Raw genomic sequence first — 18,579 nt, forward strand, 5'->3', positions numbered from 1 at the left:
AGGCGATGCTCCCATGTGCAAACGGGGCTTCAGGAGCAGTCATTTCAGGTCTTGCCAATACGTGCAGCCTTGTCCTTGTCGAACCACCACATGGCCTCGACGGGAAAGCCGAAGTCCGGCTTCGGCTCCTTATAGCCGAACATGTCCCAGAAGGCGGCGCGGTGATTCGCCGAAAACCAATTTGGAATCCAGTCTAGCCGGGCGCGCAAGACCCGGTCGAGCGCACGCATTGCCGCTGTCAGCGCAGCCCGGTCGCCGGCCGCCCCGACCGCGTCGATGAGCGCATCGATGGCGGGATCAGCGGTGCCCGGAAGATTGGTCGAGCCCTGCAGGTTGGCCGAGCGCGAGTGGAACAGCCCGTCGATCTCGTCGCGGCTCGGCGTCGCCGAAAACGATGCCGCAGCCGATATGGCGTCGTAGTCGAAACTCGTCTGCCGCGCCTGGTACTGGGTCGAATCGACCATGCGTACCGAGGCGTCTATACCGATGGCCTTCATGTTCTCGACCCATGGCGAGAAGACCCGGACAAAACTGTCGTCGTCGACCAGCATTTCAAGGGTCAGTGCCTCGCCCCTGGCGTTGCGCAGGCTACCGCCCTGGCGGCTCCAGCCGGCGTCCGCCAGCAGCCGCGAGGCAGTGGCAAGCATCTTTCGGTCGCGGCCTGAGCCATCGGAGGCCGGCTGCACCAAGGCTTCGCCGAAGGCTTCGTCGGGGATCTTGCCGCGCAGGGGGTCGAGCAGCGCCAGCTCGGCAGGCGAGGGCAGGCCTTCGGCGCGGAAGTCCGATCGCTCGAAGGTCGACTGCGAGCGCTGGTAAGCGTCATAGAAGAGATTGCGGTTGGTCCATTCGAAGTCGAAGCACAGCGCAATGGCGCGCCGCACGCGGGGATCGCGGAAGCGTTCGCGCCGCTGGTTGACCGCCAGGGCCTGCATCGACGGCCGCTTTTCGCTCGGAAACTCCCGCTTCACCACCTTGCCCGAGGTGAAGGCGGGGAAGTCGTAACCGGTGGCCCAGATGCGCGAGGTGAACTCCTGGCGGAAAAAGATGTCACCCTTCTTGAAGGCTTCGAAGGCCGCCTGCCGGTCCTGGTAGAATTCGATGCGAATGCGGTCGAAATTGTAGAGCCCGCGACTGACGGGCAGGTCGCTGGCCCAATAATCGGCGACGCGCTCATATTCGATCGCCTGGCCGGCAAAGACGCGGCCGACCTTGTAGGGGCCCGAGCCGAGCGGCGCTTTCATCTGCGAAGCGTCGAAGGGGTTGGTTTCGAAGAAGGCCTTGGCCGGTATCGGATAGGTGGCGATGTCGAGGATGGTGCGGTCCGACTGCTTGCCGTCGAAGCTGAGCCGAAGCGTGTGTGGGTCGAGTGCCTTGGCCTCCTTGAGGTGGCTGAGCGGCAGGAGCAGGCTGGGATGCCCGTCCTTCTTGAACAGATCGAAGGCGAAGGCGGCGTCTTCGGCGGTGAACGGCGTGCCGTCATTGAAGCGCGCCTCGGGCCTCAGCGCGAAGTCGAAGCTGTTGCGGTTGTCGGAGATCGTTACCGATTGCGCCAAAAGGCCATAGATCGCGTCGGGCTCGTCGATCGCCCGCACCATCAGGGAATCGAAGCACATTTCCATGCGCGGCGGCGCGTCGCCGCGGGCAACGAAGGTGTTGAGCGTGTTGAAGGTGAGCGGGCTCTGGTTGAAGTACCAGTAGGCGGGTGAGAAGTTGAACGTGCCGCCCTTGGGCGCGTCGAGATTGACGAAGTCGAAGTGAGTGAAATCAGGGCCGTATTTCAGGTCGCCGAAGGCGGACAGCCCGTGCAGGCCGGTGCCGGTCGGACTTGCGGCGAAGACGCGGCTCGGGATGAGCGGGGCGGCGATGGCCGCCGCACCCAGTGCCAGGAATTCCCTGCGGGGAAGGCGCGTGTTCAATTGACGCCCTTGTACTTGGCGGCCAGCGCCGCTTCCTTGTCCTTGTCGATCCACCAGGAATCGAGGTCCACGCCAATGTAGCTTGGCTGCTTCTCGGGAATGCCGAATTTGTTCCAGTAGGCGATGCGCACTTTCCCCAGGTGCCACTGCGGGACCATGTAGTAGTTCCACAGGAGAACCCGGTCGAGCGCATGGGTGGCGGCCAGCAGGTCGTCGCGGTCGGTAGCGAAGATGACGCGTTCGACGAGCGCATCGACGACCGGGTCCTTGATGCCGGCGAGGTTGCGCGATCCGGGCGTGTCGGCGGCCTTGGAGCTGAAGAAGTCGCGCTGCTCGTTTCCGGGCGACTGCGACTGCTGGAAGCCCGACAGCGCCAGCATGTCGAAATCGAACGAGCGGGTACGGTTGATGTACTGGCTCTCGTCGATGATACGCAACGTCGCGTCGATGCCTAGGCGGCGCAGGCTGTCGATAAACGGCGTTGCCACGCGTTCGTCGATGGGGTCGTTGCCAAGGAACTCGATGGTGAACTGCTCGCCGGTCTTTTCATTGACCATCTTGCCGCCGCGGTTCACCCAGCCGGCTTCCTTGAACAACTGAACGGCGCCGCGCAGGTTTTCGCGGCCTGCCTGCGGCGTGTCGTAGAGCGGCAGCTTGAATTCCTGGGTGAACAGTTCTGGCGGCAGCTTGTCGCGGAAGGGCTCGAGTATCTCGAGTTCCTTGCCTTGCGGGATGCCGCTGGAGGCAAGCTCGCCGCCTTCGAAGTAGCTGTCTGTGCGCTTGTAGGCGCCAAAGAAGATGTTGCGGTTCATGGTCTCGAAATCGAAGGCCATGGTGAGCGCCTTGCGCACGCGCGGATCCTGGAACTGCGGCCGGCGCGAGTTCATCACATAGGCCTGCATCGGCTGCCCCGACGTCGTCGCATACTCGACCTTGGTGACGTCGCCAGCCTGGAAGGCCGGGAATGTATATTCGGTCGCCCAGCGTTTTGCGCTCGACTCGGCGCGGACATCCTGGAAACCACCCTTGGTGAATGCCTGCCAGGCGGCATTGTCGTCGAGGAAATAGATGTAGCGCCGCTTGTCGAAGTTCTCGCGGCCGACCTTCACCGGCAACTGCGCGCCCCAATAATCGGGCACGCGCTCCCAGACGATCTCCGAGCCCGGCTTGTAGCTCGAAATCTTGTAGGCGGCCGAGCCGAGCGGCGGTTCCTGCGTCGGGCGGGTGATGTCGCGCTTCTTGCCTGAAGCGTCGGTGCCCTCCCACCAGTGCTTGGGCAGAACCACGAGGTCGCCCATGATCTTGGGCAGCTCGCGGTTGCCCTTCTGGTCGAAATGGAACGTCACCTCGCGTTCGCCGGTGGCGACCGCCTCGGTCACATTGGCGTAGTACTTGTTGTAGAGCGGGCTGTTGGCCTTCAGCGTCTTGAACGACCAGATGACGTCGTCGACGGTGATTGGCTGTCCGTCATGCCATTTGGCGCGCGGGTCGAGACGATAGGTCGCCGAGGAAAAGTCCGCAGGGAACTTGTAGGCATCGGCGACGAGCGGATGACTGACGCTGCCTTCGTCGACCGACTGCTCCATCAGCGTGTCGTACAAAAGGCCGCCGCCGAAGCCGGCGAAGCCCGCTGCCGGATTGCCGGGCACGATGTAGGGATTGAAGCTGTCGAAGGTGCCTGATGTCGTCGTATTTAGCGTGCCGCCCTTGGGCGCATTCGGATTGACGTAGTCATACTGCTTGAAGTCGTCGCCATATTTCGAGGCGCCGATCAGCGCCGAACTCGTGTGCCACTCGCCGTCCTCGGCATGTGCCGGCATCCAGGCGCCCGAAAGAAGCACAGCCGCCATGCCGGCTGCTGCGATTGTCCTGTTCAGGCATGCCTTCATGGAGCTCCCCTTGGATCGTTATCTGGCGACACTCTAATTCATTCGCCGCGCATGGAAACTGCGGGCCCGACGATTGTCGTCGCTTGTTTGCCGAACATAACAAAAAAGCCGGGCTGAACCCGGCTTTTTCAAGATGCGTCGATGACAATTTGTTCAGTGGGACGTCGCCGGAGCCGCGCCCTCGGCAGGCTTGGCCTCGCCATTTGCCGGCGCAGCAGGTGCTGCACCTTCGGCTGGGGCCGGGGCGGCGCCGGCAGGTGCGGGAGCTGTACCTTCCGCCGGAGCGGCGGCAGGCGTCGCAGCCGGAGCAGCGCCCGGGGCCGGGAGCGGAGCCGGGCTGTCCGACTGCGAGTTCAGGTAGGCGATCAGGTTGGCGCGCTCGTCATCCTTCTTGATGCCGGCGAAGCCCATCGCGGTGCCCTTGATGTAGGCCTTGGGCGAGGTCAGGAAGTGGTTGAGGTGCTCGAAGTCCCAGACAACCGTGCTGCCCTGCGAGAATTCCTTCATGCCGCCCGAATAGGCGAAACCTTCATGCGAGGCCATCGGACGATTGACGACGCCCCAGAGGTCCGGGCCGACCTTGTTGGGGCCACCCTTCTCGATGGAGTGGCAGGCGGTGCACTTCTTGAAGACGGCAGCGCCCGCCTCGGCGTTGGCGCTGGCCAGCAGCTGGGCGATCGGCACGGCCGCCGCTGCAGCTTCGCCGCCACCGGCGCCAGCACCGGCCTCTTCGGCCGCTTCGATGGTGAAGCCCGGCTTTTCCGGAACCGGCGACGCGAAGATCGCATCCGACACCAGCGAGATCGAGAAGACCACGAAGGCCGTGCCCAGCAGACCGCCGAGCACCTTGTTCATTTCGAATGAGTCCATACGCCCCTGGCTCCCTTATCCGACAGCTCGCTGTCCTCTGCGACCGCTGCCGTGCGTCGGTAATGTCTATAGCCCGGCCGGACCGGGTCAAATCGCGCGGAAACTAGGTCTTTTGCTTGCCGGTTGCAACACATATAAGGGCGCTTCCAGTGAGACTTTTTGACACTTTCCAGCAGCCTTCGAGACAGCCGACCAATCAATGTCCACCCTTGTCCTGATCCCCGCCAGAATGGCCTCTACGCGCTTGCCGGGCAAGCCGCTCGCCGATATCGCCGGCCGCCCGATGATCGTCCATGTTGCAGCGCGCGCCACAGAAAGCGGTCTCGGCCGTGTCGTGGTCGCCACCGACACCGAGGCCGTCGCCGAGGCAGTGAGGGCGCAAGGCTTCGAGGCGGTGATGACCCGAGCCGACCATGAGTCGGGCTCCGACCGCATCTTCGAGGCGCTGACCAAGCTCGATCCCAAGAGTGAGGTCGAGACCATCGTCAATGTCCAGGGTGACCTGCCGACCATCGATCCAGGTATTATCCAGGCGGCGCTGAGGCCGCTGGAGAACGCTGTCGTCGACATCTCGACGCTTGGCGTGGAGATCACGCGCCAGGAGGAAAAGGTCGATCCGAACGTACCCAAGATCATCGGCTCGCCGTTGTCGGCCGAGCGCATGAGGGCACTCTACTTTACCCGCGCCACGGCACCGTGGGGCGACGGCCCGCTCTACCACCACGTCGGGCTCTATGTTTACCGCCGCACCGCACTCGAACGCTTCGTCAGTCTCAGCCCGTCGCCGCTCGAAAAGCGCGAGAAGCTGGAGCAATTGCGGGCGCTGGAGGCGGGCATGCGCATCGACGTCGAGATCGTCGACACCGTGCCGCTCGGCGTCGACACGCCCGAACATCTCGAGCGCGCCCGCGAACTTCTTTCAAAATAGAAAAGACAGGCCAGCCATGCCGACGACGACCAACAAGATCTCCTTCCAGGGCGAGCCGGGCGCCAATTCCGACACAGCCTGCCGCAACATGTTTCCCGACATGGAGCCGCTGCCCTGCGCGACCTTCGAGGACGCTTTCAATGCGGTGGAGACCGGCAAGGCCGACCTGGCGATGATCCCGATCGAGAACACGATCGCCGGTCGCGTCGCCGACATTCATCATCTCTTGCCGGAATCGAAGCTGCACATCGTCGGCGAATATTTCCTGCCGATCCATTTCCAGCTGATGGTCCTGCCGGGCGTGCAGCGCTCGGAGATCAAGACCGTGCATAGCCACATCCATGCGCTCGGCCAGTGCCGCAAATACATCCGCAAGAACGGCTGGAAGCCGGTCGTGGCGGGCGACACCGCCGGCGCCGCCAAGCTGGTGTCGGAGGTCAAGGACCGGACGATGGCGGCCCTTGCGCCGCGTCTCGCCGCCTCGCTCTACAGCCTCGACATGCTTGAAGAGAATGTCGAGGACACCGACACCAACGTTACCCGCTTCGTGGTGCTGACCAAGAACAAGCAGTGGGTCGAACGTCCGAGCCCTGATGCCAAGATGATGACGACCTTCATCTTTCGCGTCCGCAACGTGCCGGCCGCGCTCTACAAGGCGATGGGCGGTTTCGCCACCAATGGCGTCAACATGACCAAGCTGGAGAGCTACCAGCTGGGCGCCTTCACCGCGACGCTGTTTTATGCCGACATCGAGGGCCACCCTGATGATGCTGGCGTTGCGCATGCGCTGGAGGAGCTGCGCTTCTTCTCGCGCGAAGTGCGCATCCTCGGCGTCTACCCGGCGAGCGATTCCCGCGACGAGTGGAAGGTCGCCGACTGACCGGTCATCCGCCGCTCTCTAAACCTCGTCCGCCCAGGCGCGGATGAGGTGATGGGCGATGGCGTGGCGCGGCGGCACCCTCAGTTCGCCCGGATGGATGCCCGAGAGCATCTGTAGGACTTCCTCGCGCGAAAACCAGCGGCAGTCCTCGAGTTCGTCGGTGTCGGCGACGATATCCTCGTTCAGCGCCTCGCCGAAGCAGCCGATCATCAGCGAATAGGGGAATGGCCAGGGCTGGCTGGCGTAGTAGACGACACGGCCGAGGCGGATGCCCGCTTCCTCGAAGGTTTCGCGGCGTACCGCGGCCTCGATCGTCTCGCCGGGCTCGATGAAACCGGCCAGCGCCGAATACATGTTGGGCTGGAAATGGCGGCCGCGGCCGAGCAGGCACTTGTCGCCCGCAACCGTCAGCATGATCGCCACCGGATCGGTGCGTGGGAAATGTTCGGTGGCACAGGCGGTGCAGACCCGCTTGTAGCCGCCCGCCCGCATCTCTGAAGGCGCGCCGCAACGGCCGCAGAAACGGTGGCTGGCGTGCCAGGCGAGCAGGGCAGCCCCCTGTGCCAGCGCGCCAAGCGCTGCCTCGTCGACGATGGCCTGCGTCACCACGGAGCGGAAATCGACCGACTTCAGCGGTGCAGGCACGCTGTCCGGTTCGATGCCGACAGGCACCGCGAGCGTCGCTGTGCCGTCCGTGCGGCCGAGCAGTACCGCATCGTCCAGCCGACCGCCCAGCATCCTTGCCGTGGCCAATTGAAAGTAGGGATTTGCCATATCATTGGCGAAGTCGATGACCAGCCGGCCGGAGGCAACCAGAAGCAGGCGCGTTGCGGGCTCGGCGAGCGCCAGCCGGGCGGAATCGTCGCTGCGCTTCTCCGACTGGCGGTCGATGAGGTTGCCGGCAAAGCCGATGAACTGGCTCGCCTCCCGTTCGGGTGCGTTGGACAGGCTGAAGGGCATTTGGGAACTCTGTGAAATGAAGCGCTAGAGAGCAGTCTTGATGCTCTCTGCGAAGCGGTGGAGATCGTCGCTGCGGTAGGGTTCGCGCACGCCGTGCCCCCAGACAGGGCCAGGCCAACCCGGATCGCCCTCGGAGCGGGCAACGATGTGGAAGTGCAGCTGGCGCACGATGTTGCCGAGCGCGCCGCTGTTGATCTTGGTACAGCCGGTCACGCGTTTCAGCGCGTTGGCCACCATGTTGCTCTCGAAGGTGAGCATGGCCTGGTCGAGCGGGGTCAGGTCGTGCAGTTCCTCGATGCCGAGGCGCTGCGGCACCAGAATCAGCCACGGCCAGCGCTTGTCGTTCATGATGCGTAACTCGCACAACCCGAGCCACATCAAGGGCTCGCTGTCGGTGTCCAGACGCGAGTCCAGCGCAAACCCGGTGTTGAGCACCGACATCATTGGCGTTTCCCTTGTTTCTTCAAAAGCTAGAGCGTGGCCGCAATGGCTGCAAGCGAATCATTGAGATTGCGATGCCATGCTGTGCCGTGATGCTGATATGGTGTCGATGCACTGATATGCACTGAACGGAGGTCGCGATGTTGGCCGGTCAGATCGCACTTGCCTGTGCCGCAGCCTTTGCCGGTGCTGCATTCTACATCAATTTTGCCGAACAGCCCGCACGTCTAGGCCTCGACGACAAAAATCTGCTGGAGCAATGGAAGCCGAGCTACGCTAGGGGCTTCGTCATGCAAGCGAGCCTGGCTGTCGTGTCGGGGCTGTTGGGCCTGCTCGCCGTCTGGCTTTCGGCCGATTGGCGCTGGATCGTCGGCGCGCTGCTGATGCTCGCCAACTGGCCCTATACGCTGCTGGTGATCCTGCCCACCAACAAGCAGATCGAGGCGATAGCAAGCGACGATGCCGGCACGGCTTCGCGCACTCTCATCATGCGCTGGGGCACCTTGCATGCCGTTCGCACCGCGCTTGGCTGTGCGGCGGCAGTCGCCTATCTCTGGGCGCTCAATTCACAGGGCTTCTGAGGCGGTTCGGCGCACCTCCTCCAATCGCCGGCCTGGCTCTTGCAATTGGGCGAACAATTGCCGATATGGAGGTTGGGAGGTTGGTGGTGGACGATCCACTCGCCAACCGGGTCAGGTCCGGAAGGAAGCAGCCCTAACGAGCCCGGAACGGGTCATTGTTCCAGCCTCCCGCCTCTTCGCCCTTCTCCGCGTCATTGACGGCGTCCAGCCGTGCGGGCGAAACTCGTTTCGCGGAATCGACCCGACGGCGGTCGGGCAGGGGCGCCAGGACCACTAGGCGAGCGAACGGGGCGGATGAGCGAAGCCGGACAAACCGATAAGAGCAAGAACGGCGCCTACCGCGTCCTTGCGCGCAAATATCGCCCAGCAGATTTTGCGGCCCTCGTCGGCCAGGAGCCGATGGTCCAGACGCTGACGAATGCGTTTGCCACCGGCCGCATCGCGCAAGCCTGGATGCTGACCGGCGTCCGTGGAGTCGGCAAGACGACCACAGCCCGCATCCTCGCCCGTGCGCTCAACTACAAGACGGCTGATATCGACCGTCCGTCGGTCGACCTGACCATTCCCGGCGAGCACTGCCAGGCGATCATGGAAGGCCGCCATGTCGATGTCATCGAGATGGACGCGGCCTCTCATACAGGTATCGACGACATCAGGGATATCATCGAGCGCGTCCGCTACGCCCCGGTGTCGGCCCGCTACAAGGTCTATATCATCGACGAGGTGCATATGCTCTCGACGCAGGCCTTCAATGGCCTGCTGAAGACGCTCGAGGAGCCGCCGCCTCACGTCAAGTTCATCTTCGCCACCACCGAGATCCGCAAGGTTCCGATTACGGTGCTGTCGCGCTGCCAGCGCTTCGACCTGCGCCGTATCGACGCCGGCAAGCTCGTTGGCCACCTCTCCAACATCGCTCGCCAGGAAGGCATCGAGGTCGAGGACGACGCGCTCGCTATGGTCGCTCGCGCGGCTGAAGGTTCGGCGCGCGATTCGCTGTCGATCTTCGATCAGGCTATTGCCCACGGCGCCGGCAAGGTCACGGCGGAGGCCGTGCGTGCCATGCTCGGCCTCGCCGATCGTGCCCGCGTCGTCGACCTGTTCGAAAACGTCATGAAGGGCGATGTCGCGGCGGCTCTCGATGAACTCAGGGCGCAATACGACACCGGCGCCGACCCGGTCGCCGTGCTCAACGACCTTGCCGAATTCACCCATCTCGTCACACGCCTGCGCTTTGTGCCGACGGCAGCCGACGATGCGTCGCTGTCCGAGGACGAGCGCAAGCGCGGCCTGGAATTTGCGCAATCGCTCTCGGTCCGCGTGCTGTCACGCGCGTGGCAGATGCTGCTCAAGGGCATTCCCGAGGTGCAGTCGTCCAACCGGCCCGTGAGTGCCGCCGAAATGGTGCTGATCCGGCTGGCGCACGCCGCCGACCTGCCCACCCTCGACGAGGCGTTGAGATCGCTCGGCGATGCGCCGTCGCAGCCGGCAGGTGGCCCGCGCAATGGCGGCATGCCGGCAGGCGGCGGCAACGGTGGTCCGGCTGCGTCCGCCGTGTCGCAGGCGCGCATGCCGGTGACCAATGGCGGCGGCCAGGCGATGCGGCTGGTCGAGGCTGCGCCCGCGCCGGTGGCCTTTGCCGCGCCTCAGCCGCAGCCCGAACCCGTTGTCGACGCGGTGCCGGTGCGGTCGATGACCGAGCTTGCCAATCTGGCCGAGGCCAATCGCGAGATGGCCTTCAAGGTGCTGATCCGCCGCGCCGTGCGCCCGGTCCGCATCGAGCCGGGGCACATGGAAGTCAGCCTGACCAACGATGCCCCCAGGACTTTCCTCAACGACCTGACGGTCAAGCTCAAGGCCTGGACAGGCCGCCATTGGCTGGTGTCGCTGTCGAAGGAAGAGGGCGGGCCGACGCTGGCCGAGATCGAGGCCACCAAGCGCGAGGTCGCCCTGACCGACGCCAAGGCTGACCCGACAGTGGCAGCGATTCTGGCGCGCTTTCCCGGTGCCAAGATCATCGACGTACGGTTGCCGACGACGCCGGAGGCTGTGGATGCGGATACCGACGCCGAACCGCTGCCCGATCCGGGCATCGGGTTCGACAATGACGATGACGACCCGTTCTGAGACGAAAAGGACAAGACCATGAAGGATCTGCTCGGCCTTATGGGCAAGGCGAAGGAAATGCAGGCCAAGATGCAGGCCATGCAGGAAGAGATCGCACTGCTTGAGATGACCGGCCAGGCCGGCGGCGGCCTGGTGACGGTAACGCTGACCGGCAAGTCCGAGATGAAGGCGCTGAAGATCGACCCGTCGCTGGTCAAGGAAGGCGAGGGCGAGATCATCGAGGACCTGATCGTCGCCGCCCACAACGATGCCAAGGCCAAGGTCGAGGCAGCGATGCAGGAAAAGACCAAGGCTCTGACCGCCGGCCTGCCGATCCCGCCCGGCATGAAGCTGCCGTTCTAAAACGAGCGAATAGCGAACAGGGAATAGTGGCGCTTGGTTTTCAGGCGCCATTTCTCTTTGGACTGTTCGCTACAGATATTCCTGCCATCTGCGGGCGGTGACTTGCGGCTGCAGCCCTATGTCCTCCCATAGGCTTGATGGAGGGCGAACAGAACGCCGAGGTTTGCGCCGGCGCACTGTAATTTTGACGTAGTGAACAATTCTCTTCATGAAGGTTGAGGCGATGGCTTTCATGAAGGGCACTATCGTGCCATGCTTTTGTTCAGTAAAATGAAGTGTCCTCAGCGAGATACATGAGGAAAATTCATGCTGATTGCGCCGGGTCAGATACCTCCATTCCAGACGCTTCGGGCGTTTGTCGCGGTCGCGCGAGCGAAAAGCTTCACCAAGGCAGCCGACGTCCTGGGTGTCACCCAAACCGCCGTCAGCCATCAGATTGCACAGCTCGAGGGCTGGATCGGCGCCCCTCTCTTCTCACGCGACAGGAACGGCGTCCTGCCGACAAGGCTCGGCAACGAGCTGCTGCCCGATGTCTCCTCGCTGCTTGAAAATCTGTCTGATGTTCTGGGGCGCGCCCGCCGAGGCAGTTCCGCGAGCCGCAGGCTCAGGGTGTCGACGTCGCCCGAGTTCTCGTCGCAGTGGCTGGCGCCAAGGCTGCAGCAATTCTGCGCTGCCCATCCCGATATCGACCTGAGCGTGACGGTCGAATATCGCCGGACCCGGTTCGCCGCCGATGAGGTCGATGTCGCGATCTGGCTGGCCGGACCGGTGGCGGAACATGGCGCTGAGCCGCTGACCAACGACGAGGAATTCGTGGTTTGCGCGCCGATTCTGGACCGGGCGTTGCCGGAGAAGGACGGACTCACCGCAGCCCCGCTGCTGCGCTACGCCGGAGCGCGTCACACCGTCCTCGACTGGGGGCGGTGGCATGGCCAGATGTACGACCGGTCGCAGGCGGCGCCGGTCGAGGATTTCGACAGCGGACCGTGCTACCCGACTTTTGCGGAAATGCTGGAGGCGTGCCGCGGAGGCGAGGGCTTCGCTCTCGTCCGAAGCTCGCTGGTCGCCTCCGACCTGCGCGCCGGACATCTCGTCCGCTGCTTCTCGGAAAGCACGGTTTCGGATCTTCAATATCAGCTGGTGGTGAGCCCGGAACGGCGACGCGACGCCGAGGTGCTGGCATTTCGAACTTGGCTGTTCGCCGAGATGTCGGCAGCGCACAAAAGCTAGGCGCTGCCGGCCAGCCTGCCGCGCCGTCAGGTCCTAGAACTGCGTCACCACGCTGATTCCCAGTCCCTCGAAGCGGTCCATGGCCATCAGCGCCTGAGGCACCTCATCGAGGCCGATGTGCCTGCCTATGAGCATCTGCGGGGCAAGTTTGCCCACCTCGATCATCTGCATCATCGCTTCGTAGCGGAAGGCCTGCATGCCGTGGCTGCCGACGATTTCGAGTTCGTGGGCGATCACCTTGCCCATCGGGATCTTCGGATCGGCGTGGTCGCCGAGCATCAGCCCGACCTGGACATGGCGGCCGCGGCGCCGGAGATTGGCGATCGAGTTGTAGCAGGTGGCGGGGTGGCCGAGCGCGTCGAGCGAAAGATGCGCGCCGCCGGCAGTGAGTTCCCGCACCGCGCCGACCACGTCGGTCTCGCGCGCCGCGTTGATGGCCGCCACCGCGCCCATCCTGCGGGCGAAGTCGAGCTTGTCATCGGAGAGATCGATGGCAATGACATTCGCCCCGGCTGCCGCCGCGATCATGATGGCCGACAGGCCGACGCCGCCGCAGCCATGGACTGCCACCCATTCACCCGGCTTGACCCGGCCTTGATCGATGACCGCTCGGAACGAGGTGACGAAGCGGCAGCCGAGGCTGGCTGCCGTGACGAAATCCATGCTGTCGGGCAGTCGCACCAGGTTGGTATCGGCGAAGTCGACGGCGACATGTTCGGCGAACGAGCCCCAGGCGGTGAAGCCGGGCTGGAACTGGTGCTCGCAGACCTGGTGGTTGCCTGAGGTGCATTCGAAGCAGCGGCCGCAACCGCCGACGAACGGCACCGTCACCCGGTCGCCGGCCTTCCAGCGCGTGACCAGCGGCCCCGCCGCCACGACGATGCCCGCGAGCTCGTGGCCAGGCACATGCGGCAAAACGATGTCCGGATCGTGTCCCATCCAGCCATGCCAGTCGCTGCGACAGAGCCCGGAGGCCTCGACCTTGATGACCACGCCGCCGGATGCCGGCGCCGGATCGGCGACCCGCTGGACGCTGGGCGCCTGGCCGAACTGCTCGAAAAGCACTGCTTTCATTGCGCGATTTCCCGTTTCGCCTGCCATTTTGCACGGCCATTACCCGCGATCCTAGACGACGGCGACCGGCTTTCGCGAGCCCCGACAGGCAGCCACCCGGCGCTTGGCCATCTTTTTGCCCGAAAATGCGGGATTCTAGCCTCATTCCGGGGTTCGTGGCGGGCTTTGGAGAGGGGCGCTTTTGATCGCCATGAGATGGAAGATGCCGATTCTGGTCGGCGTCGTCGCATCCCCGTTTGTCGTGTCCGGCTGCACCACAAGCAAGTTGACTGACGGGGTCACAACCAGCTCGGTCAGGTCCTATGGCTACAGCGCCAAGGACAAGGAATGCCTGGCCAGGGCCATGTTCTTCGAATCCAATCGCTCGAGCCGCGATGGCCTTGTGGCTGTCGGCTCGGTTGTCATGAACCGCCTGAAATCGGGCGAGTATGGCGACAGCGTATGTGGCGTCGTCGGCCAGAAGGGCCAGTTCGCGCCCGGGGTGCTGTCCAAGCCGATGAATTCCGCAGCACTGCCGGACGTGCAGGCTGCGGCGGACGCCGTGCTCAAGGGCGAGCGCCACCCAAAGGTTACGCCCAGCGTCATGTTCTTCCACACTGCGGGCCTAAAGTTCCCCTACAAGAACATGCATTACACCACGGTTGCCGGCGGCAACGCCTTCTACGAGAAGCGCAGCCGCAGGAAACCGTTCCCGGGTGCGCCCGATCAGCAGGAGATGCTCGTCGCTTCAGCCGACCAGCAAACATTGCCCGGCATCAACGACAACAGCCCCGTCACCGTCGCCTCGGCGGCGACCGATGCATCTCTGGCCAGCGCCATGTCGTTTGAGGCGAGCCCCAAGCAGGCCGACGCCATTGGCGCGCTGATCGCTGCGCAGGACCGGCCGATGAATAAGTGAACAGGGAATAGCGAATAGTGAGTAGGGGTGTGCCCCGGCGGCGGTCGTGCTTCTTCACTATTCGCTACTCACTATTCACCAGTCGCTTTATACCCCTCACATGTCCAAGAGAATCGCCGGTCCCGAGATCGAACGCCTGATCCAGCTCCTCGCCAAGGTGCCGGGACTGGGGCCGCGTTCGGCACGGCGCGCAGCCCTGCACCTGATCAAGAAGAAGGAGCAGCTGCTGGCGCCGCTGGCCGCTGCCATGGGCGAGGCCGTCGACAAGGTTCGCGTCTGCTCGACCTGCGGCAATGTCGACACCTCCGATCCCTGCATGATCTGCACCGATCCACGGCGCGACCCGTCGACCATCATCGTCGTCGAGGACGTGTCCGACCTTTGGGCGCTGGAGCGGGCAGCAGCCATGAATGCGCGCTTCCATGTGCTTGGCGGCACGCTGTCGCCACTCGACGGTGTCGGTCCGGACCAGCTGACCATCAAGCAGCTTGTCACCCGTGTCGCCGAGGGCGGCGTGAGCGAGATCATCCTCGCCGTCAACGCAACTGTCGAAGGCCAGACGACGGCGCACTACCTGACCGACCAGCTCTCCGGCTTCGACGTCAAGGTGACCAGGCTGGCGCATGGCGTGCCCGTCGGCGGCGAACTAGACTATCTAGATGAGGGAACGTTGGCGGCAGCGCTCAAGTCGCGGACAGCCTTTTGACGCAATTGGCTTGCAGGGAGGTTGGATGAACAGACTTTCTGCACGGCTTTCGTTCCTTCGCCCCCCCCTCTGGCCAGAGGGGGGGGCGAAGAAACGCAAACTCTCAGTTCTGGCCGCCCTTGCCGCAGCACTCATCACGTTCGCCGCCCCCGCATCCGCCGCCCCCATCGACGACCAGTTCCAAGCCTGGCTCGCCAAGGATCTCTGGCCGGAGGCCAAGGCCAAGGGGATTTCGAAGGCGACCTTCGACGCGGCGTTCCAGGGTGTTTCGCCCAATCTCAAGCTGCCTGATCTGGTTCTGCCGGGCGAGAAGCCGCAGACCCCGAAGAAGCAGCATCAGGCCGAGTTCGGATCGCCAGGCAACTATTTCGCCGAAAAGACCCTTGGCGCGGTCACCGCAGGCGGCCGCACCCGCGCCGGCGCCAATGCAAAGACGCTTGCCGCAATCGAGAAGCGCTTCGGCGTGCCCGGTGGCGTGGTGCTGGCGATCTGGGGCCGCGAGTCCGGCTTTGGCGCAGCCAAGATGCCTTACGATGCCTTCGAGGTTCTGGGCACCAAGGCTTTCCTTGCCACCCGCAAGGACATGTTCCGCAAGGAGCTGCTGGCCGGCCTCGAAATGGTCCAACGCGGCATGGTCAGCCGCAAGGACATGCGCTCGTCCTGGGCCGGCGCGCTCGGCCAGCCGCAGTTCCTGCCGACGTCATTTTTGCAGCATGCCGTCGATTTCGACGGCGACGGCCGCGCAGACATCTGGAACTCCACGCCCGACACGCTGGCCTCCATCGCCAACTATCTCGTCCACTATGGTTGGGTGAAGGGCCGCGACTGGGGTTTTGAGGTGTCGGTGCCCGACAACGTCACCTGCGCGCTGGAAGGCCCCGATAAGGGCAAGAAGATTTCCGATTGGGCCGCCATGGGCATCACCCGCACCGGCGGCAAGCCGTTCCCGCAAAGCGAGATGCGTGCCGAAGGCTTTCTGATGATGCCGGCGGGGCGCAACGGGCCTGCCTTCATCGTCACGCCCAATTTTTACGTGCTCAAGGAATACAACGAGAGCGACGTCTACGCGCTGTTCATCGGCCACGGTGCCGACCGGATTTCCGGCGGCGACAGGCGTTTTTCGGGCAGCTGGGGCAAAGTCGACGGGCTCTACCGCTCCGACGTCGCTACTATGCAGCGCGGGCTTGTAAAGCTCGGCTACGACGTCGGCGGTGCCGACGGACTGCCCGGCTTCAAGACCCGCCGCTCGATCGGCGACTGGCAGGCGAAGAACGGCCGGCCGGCGACGTGTTTTCCCGACAAGGGCATCGTCGAGGCGATGCGGTAGTTTCCTTCTCCCCTTGTGGGAGAAGGGAAGGGTGGCTAAGCCGCCTTCGCCAACCCGGCGCCGACTTCCGCCAGGATCTCATACGAGCGCTTGCGTGCCTGATGGTCGAACACTTGCGCCGTCACCATCAGCTCGTCGGCACCGGTTCGGGCAATGAATGCCTCGACGCCGCGCTGGACGGTTTCGGCTGAGCCGACGATGGCGCAGGACAAGGTCTGAGACAGCATCTGGCGCGACATCGGGTCGAGATCGCGCTCGTAGCCTTCGACGGGGGCGGGCAGGCGGCCGGGCCGGCCGCTGCGCAGGTTGACGAAAGCCTGCTGCACCGAGCTGAACAACAGCTTCGCTTCCGCATCGCTGTCGGCAGCAACGATGTTGATACCGGCCATGACATACGGCTTGGACAGCCTCTCCGACGGCTGGAAGCGCGAGCGGTAGATCTCGATCGCGTGGTCGAGTTCGGTCGGCGCGAAATGCGAGGCGAAGGCGTAGGGAAGGCCAAGCATGGCCGCGAGTTGGGCGCCGTAGAGGCTGGAGCCCAGCACCCAGACCTCGACCTGCTCGCCTTCGCCGGGCACGGCGCGCAGGCGCTGGTCAGACGTCGCCGGCTCGAAATAGCCCATCAGTTCGACAACGTCCTGAGGGAAGTTGTCGACGCTTGCTTCGAGGTTTCGCCTGAGCGCCCGTGCGGTCAGCATGTCCGTGCCGGGCGCGCGGCCGATGCCGAGGTCGATGCGGCCAGGATGCAGAGCTGCCAGCGTGCCGAACTGCTCCGCAATCACAAGCGGCGCATGATTGGGAAGCATGATGCCGCCGGCACCGACGCGGATGGTGCTGGTGCCGGCTGCGACATGGGCGATCACCACGGAGGTCGCGGCACTGGCGATGCCGGCCATGTTGTGGTGCTCGGCCAGCCAGTAGCGGTGGAAGCCGAGTTTTTCGGCGTGGCGGGCGAGGTCGAGCGTGTTCTTGAGCGACTGGGCGGCGGTGCTGCCTTCGGTGACGGGCGAAAGGTCGAGCACGGAAAGGGTGGTCATGATGCGGCTCCGGCGGGATTTGTCCCGCCGGATATAGGAAGCGCTGGGGTCATCCACAAACCTTCCCGTTGAAGGTAAGTTTTGGTCCAGCCGTTTTCGACCGCCTTGGCCGGATGCGTCAGGCTGCCGGCGCCGTGTGCTCCACCGGCTGCGAGGCGGCCAGTTCCTTGCGCACCAATGGGGCCACCTTGGTGCCGTAGAGTTCGATCGCCTTCATGATCTTGGCGTGCGGCATGATGCCGATCGCCATCTGCAGCAGGAAGCGGTCGTTCTTGAACAGCTTGTGCTGGGCGACGATCTTTTCGGCCACCACTTCCGGACTGCCGACGAACAGTGCGCCCTTTGGGCCGCGCGACTGGTCGAAATGCGCCCTTGACGTCGGGCCCCAGCCACGCTCGCGGCCGATGCGGTTCATCACTTCGGCCTGTGGCTGGTAGAAGTCGTCGGCCGCCTGTTCGGTGGTCTCGCCGATGAAGCCATGCACGTTGATGCTGGTGGCGAGCTTGGTGACGTCCTGGCCGCCACGGCGCGCAGCCTCCCGGTAAAGATCGAACAGCGGCGCGAAACGGGCCGGCTCGCCGCCGATGATGGCAAGCGCCAAAGGCAGGCCGAGCACGCCGGCGCGCGCCGCCGACTGCGGCGTACCGCCGATGGCGATCCAGATCGGCAGCTTGTCCTGATAGGGGCGGGGATAGACGCCGCGGTCGTTGATTGGCGCGCGATGGGTGCCCTGCCAGGTTACGCGTTCGCTGTCGCGCAGGGCGAGCAGAAGGTCGAGCTTTTCGGCGAAGAGGTCGTCATAATCCTCGAGATTGTAGCCGAACAGCGGGAAGGATTCGATGAACGAGCCGCGCCCGGCCATGATCTCGGCGCGGCCGCCGGAGAGCTGGTCGAGGGTGGCGAACTGCTGGAACACGCGCACCGGATCGTCCGACGAAAGCACCGTCACTGCACTGGTCAGCCTGATGCGCTTGGAACGCTCGGCTCCGGCGGCAAGTGCCACTGCGGGGGCCGAGGCGGCATAATCGGGCCGGTGGTGTTCGCCGAGGCCGAACACGTCGAGGCCGACCTGATCGGCCAATTCGATCTCTTCGATCAGATTGCGCAGCCGCTGGTGCGGCGCGATGGCGCCGGGGCCGGCTTCGGGGCTGACGTCGGCAAAGGTGTAGAGACCGAGTTCCATGACACTGCGTCCTTGGGTTTGCTTTATCGTCAACAGGTAGCTATAGGGTGCGGCAGCCGCCAGCCTTCAGGCGGTGAACAATCTTTGTCGCTTCATGAACGGTCATGACGTTTCCTAGCTGCAACAAGCGGGGAAATCATGGCTGGCATGCGCAATTTGCGCTTGAACTTGCGCTTTCGCTGCGTATGTAAGC

Annotated in this window: 17 protein-coding genes and 1 other RNA gene; 10 read left to right on the forward strand and 8 right to left on the reverse strand. The window is 64.2% G+C overall.

Features of this window, described 5'->3' with window-relative positions:
* Positions 1 to 44: 44 nt before the first annotated feature.
* The 3 genes from NDO48_RS14640 to NDO48_RS14650 all read right to left on the reverse strand — a co-directional run bounded on the left by NDO48_RS14640 (position 45) and on the right by NDO48_RS14650 (position 4,675).
* On the reverse strand, positions 45 to 1,916 hold the full coding sequence (locus NDO48_RS14640) for an extracellular solute-binding protein (RefSeq protein ID WP_267321692.1): 1,872 nt from the start codon (positions 1,914 to 1,916) through the stop codon (positions 45 to 47).
* Positions 1,913 to 3,805 carry an extracellular solute-binding protein gene (locus NDO48_RS14645; RefSeq protein WP_267321693.1) on the reverse strand — a complete coding sequence of 631 codons (1,893 nt, stop codon included), beginning with the start codon at positions 3,803 to 3,805 and terminating at the stop codon, positions 1,913 to 1,915. Before NDO48_RS14645 ends, NDO48_RS14640 begins: the two co-directional genes overlap by 4 nt.
* 153 nt (positions 3,806 to 3,958) lie before the next feature.
* Positions 3,959 to 4,675, reverse strand: a complete 717-nt coding sequence (locus tag NDO48_RS14650) for a c-type cytochrome (protein ID WP_018426248.1) — start codon at positions 4,673 to 4,675, stop codon at positions 3,959 to 3,961.
* A 199-nt stretch (positions 4,676 to 4,874) separates the two neighbouring features.
* On the opposite strand from NDO48_RS14650, the gene NDO48_RS14655 reads away from it, so the two are divergent.
* Positions 4,875 to 5,603 carry a 3-deoxy-manno-octulosonate cytidylyltransferase gene (locus NDO48_RS14655; protein ID WP_267321694.1) on the forward strand — a complete coding sequence of 243 codons (729 nt, stop codon included), beginning with the start codon at positions 4,875 to 4,877 and terminating at the stop codon, positions 5,601 to 5,603.
* Positions 5,604 to 5,619: 16 nt separating this feature from the next.
* Complete coding sequence (locus tag NDO48_RS14660; RefSeq protein WP_267321695.1) at positions 5,620 to 6,483, forward strand: prephenate dehydratase; 864 nt, start codon at positions 5,620 to 5,622, stop codon at positions 6,481 to 6,483.
* Positions 6,484 to 6,501: 18 nt separating this feature from the next.
* Here the strand turns inward: NDO48_RS14660 and nudC are convergent, their stop codons facing one another.
* Both nudC and NDO48_RS14670 read right to left on the reverse strand, forming a co-directional pair.
* On the reverse strand, positions 6,502 to 7,443 hold the full coding sequence (gene nudC, locus NDO48_RS14665) for an NAD(+) diphosphatase (RefSeq protein WP_267321696.1): 942 nt from the start codon (positions 7,441 to 7,443) through the stop codon (positions 6,502 to 6,504).
* Between the two features lie 24 nt (positions 7,444 to 7,467).
* Positions 7,468 to 7,887, reverse strand: coding sequence for an HIT domain-containing protein (locus NDO48_RS14670; RefSeq protein ID WP_018426252.1), 420 nt, complete (start codon positions 7,885 to 7,887; stop codon positions 7,468 to 7,470).
* 137 nt (positions 7,888 to 8,024) lie between these two features.
* Here NDO48_RS14670 and NDO48_RS14675 point away from each other — a divergent pair, with 137 nt between their 5' ends.
* The 5 genes from NDO48_RS14675 (at position 8,025) to NDO48_RS14695 (ending at position 12,161) form a co-directional block, all read left to right on the forward strand.
* On the forward strand, positions 8,025 to 8,465 hold the full coding sequence (locus NDO48_RS14675; protein WP_018426253.1) for a DUF1772 domain-containing protein: 441 nt from the start codon (positions 8,025 to 8,027) through the stop codon (positions 8,463 to 8,465).
* Between the two features lie 75 nt (positions 8,466 to 8,540).
* Positions 8,541 to 8,637: signal recognition particle sRNA small type (gene ffs / locus NDO48_RS14680), an RNA gene on the forward strand.
* Positions 8,638 to 8,759: 122 nt separating this feature from the next.
* A complete protein-coding gene (locus tag NDO48_RS14685) occupies positions 8,760 to 10,589 on the forward strand; it encodes a DNA polymerase III subunit gamma/tau (RefSeq protein WP_018426254.1) in 1,830 nt (609 codons plus the stop codon).
* A gap of 18 nt (positions 10,590 to 10,607) precedes the next feature.
* Positions 10,608 to 10,931, forward strand: a complete 324-nt coding sequence (locus tag NDO48_RS14690) for a YbaB/EbfC family nucleoid-associated protein (protein ID WP_018426255.1) — start codon at positions 10,608 to 10,610, stop codon at positions 10,929 to 10,931.
* A gap of 306 nt (positions 10,932 to 11,237) precedes the next feature.
* A complete protein-coding gene (locus NDO48_RS14695; protein WP_267321697.1) occupies positions 11,238 to 12,161 on the forward strand; it encodes a LysR substrate-binding domain-containing protein in 924 nt (307 codons plus the stop codon).
* A 33-nt stretch (positions 12,162 to 12,194) separates the two neighbouring features.
* On the opposite strand, the gene NDO48_RS14700 is transcribed toward NDO48_RS14695, so the two are convergent.
* Positions 12,195 to 13,235 carry a zinc-dependent alcohol dehydrogenase family protein gene (locus NDO48_RS14700; RefSeq protein WP_267321698.1) on the reverse strand — a complete coding sequence of 347 codons (1,041 nt, stop codon included), beginning with the start codon at positions 13,233 to 13,235 and terminating at the stop codon, positions 12,195 to 12,197.
* A 202-nt stretch (positions 13,236 to 13,437) separates the two neighbouring features.
* Between NDO48_RS14700 and NDO48_RS14705 the strand changes: the two genes are divergently transcribed.
* The 3 genes from NDO48_RS14705 (at position 13,438) to NDO48_RS14715 (ending at position 16,166) form a co-directional block, all read left to right on the forward strand.
* Complete coding sequence (locus NDO48_RS14705; protein ID WP_267321699.1) at positions 13,438 to 14,133, forward strand: cell wall hydrolase; 696 nt, start codon at positions 13,438 to 13,440, stop codon at positions 14,131 to 14,133.
* Positions 14,134 to 14,233: 100 nt separating this feature from the next.
* A complete protein-coding gene (gene recR, locus NDO48_RS14710; protein ID WP_267321700.1) occupies positions 14,234 to 14,839 on the forward strand; it encodes a recombination mediator RecR in 606 nt (201 codons plus the stop codon).
* A gap of 25 nt (positions 14,840 to 14,864) precedes the next feature.
* Positions 14,865 to 16,166, forward strand: coding sequence for a lytic murein transglycosylase (locus tag NDO48_RS14715; protein ID WP_267321701.1), 1,302 nt, complete (start codon positions 14,865 to 14,867; stop codon positions 16,164 to 16,166).
* Positions 16,167 to 16,201: 35 nt separating this feature from the next.
* Here NDO48_RS14715 and NDO48_RS14720 read toward each other — a convergent pair whose 3' ends face one another.
* Both NDO48_RS14720 and NDO48_RS14725 read right to left on the reverse strand, forming a co-directional pair.
* Positions 16,202 to 17,203 (reverse strand): LLM class flavin-dependent oxidoreductase, encoded by a 1,002-nt coding sequence (locus NDO48_RS14720; RefSeq protein ID WP_018426261.1) that lies wholly within the window; start codon positions 17,201 to 17,203, stop codon positions 16,202 to 16,204.
* A gap of 118 nt (positions 17,204 to 17,321) precedes the next feature.
* A complete protein-coding gene (locus tag NDO48_RS14725) occupies positions 17,322 to 18,386 on the reverse strand; it encodes an LLM class flavin-dependent oxidoreductase (RefSeq protein WP_018426262.1) in 1,065 nt (354 codons plus the stop codon).
* Between the last annotated feature and the right edge of the window lie 193 nt (positions 18,387 to 18,579).

This window comes from Aminobacter sp. MET-1, from assembly GCF_026521175.1.
Lineage (GTDB): Bacteria > Pseudomonadota > Alphaproteobacteria > Rhizobiales > Rhizobiaceae > Aminobacter.

Excerpts from the sequence above, each read along its gene's own strand:
- NDO48_RS14670 (WP_018426252.1), bottom strand. The coding sequence starts at position 7,887 with ATGATGTCGGTGCTCAACACCGGGTTTGCGCTGGACTCGCGTCTGGAC.
- NDO48_RS14700 (WP_267321698.1), bottom strand. The coding sequence starts at position 13,235 with ATGAAAGCAGTGCTTTTCGAGCAGTTCGGCCAGGCGCCCAGCGTCCAG.
- NDO48_RS14655 (WP_267321694.1), top strand. The coding sequence starts at position 4,875 with ATGTCCACCCTTGTCCTGATCCCCGCCAGAATGGCCTCTACGCGCTTG.
- NDO48_RS14645 (WP_267321693.1), bottom strand. The coding sequence starts at position 3,805 with ATGAAGGCATGCCTGAACAGGACAATCGCAGCAGCCGGCATGGCGGCT.
- NDO48_RS14690 (WP_018426255.1), top strand. The coding sequence starts at position 10,608 with ATGAAGGATCTGCTCGGCCTTATGGGCAAGGCGAAGGAAATGCAGGCC.
- recR (WP_267321700.1), top strand. The coding sequence starts at position 14,234 with ATGTCCAAGAGAATCGCCGGTCCCGAGATCGAACGCCTGATCCAGCTC.
- NDO48_RS14720 (WP_018426261.1), bottom strand. The coding sequence starts at position 17,203 with ATGACCACCCTTTCCGTGCTCGACCTTTCGCCCGTCACCGAAGGCAGC.
- NDO48_RS14650 (WP_018426248.1), bottom strand. The coding sequence starts at position 4,675 with ATGGACTCATTCGAAATGAACAAGGTGCTCGGCGGTCTGCTGGGCACG.
- NDO48_RS14685 (WP_018426254.1), top strand. The coding sequence starts at position 8,760 with ATGAGCGAAGCCGGACAAACCGATAAGAGCAAGAACGGCGCCTACCGC.
- NDO48_RS14715 (WP_267321701.1), top strand. The coding sequence starts at position 14,865 with ATGAACAGACTTTCTGCACGGCTTTCGTTCCTTCGCCCCCCCCTCTGG.
- nudC (WP_267321696.1), bottom strand. The coding sequence starts at position 7,443 with ATGCCCTTCAGCCTGTCCAACGCACCCGAACGGGAGGCGAGCCAGTTC.
- NDO48_RS14705 (WP_267321699.1), top strand. The coding sequence starts at position 13,438 with ATGCCGATTCTGGTCGGCGTCGTCGCATCCCCGTTTGTCGTGTCCGGC.
- NDO48_RS14675 (WP_018426253.1), top strand. The coding sequence starts at position 8,025 with ATGTTGGCCGGTCAGATCGCACTTGCCTGTGCCGCAGCCTTTGCCGGT.
- NDO48_RS14695 (WP_267321697.1), top strand. The coding sequence starts at position 11,238 with ATGCTGATTGCGCCGGGTCAGATACCTCCATTCCAGACGCTTCGGGCG.
- NDO48_RS14660 (WP_267321695.1), top strand. The coding sequence starts at position 5,620 with ATGCCGACGACGACCAACAAGATCTCCTTCCAGGGCGAGCCGGGCGCC.
- NDO48_RS14725 (WP_018426262.1), bottom strand. The coding sequence starts at position 18,386 with ATGGAACTCGGTCTCTACACCTTTGCCGACGTCAGCCCCGAAGCCGGC.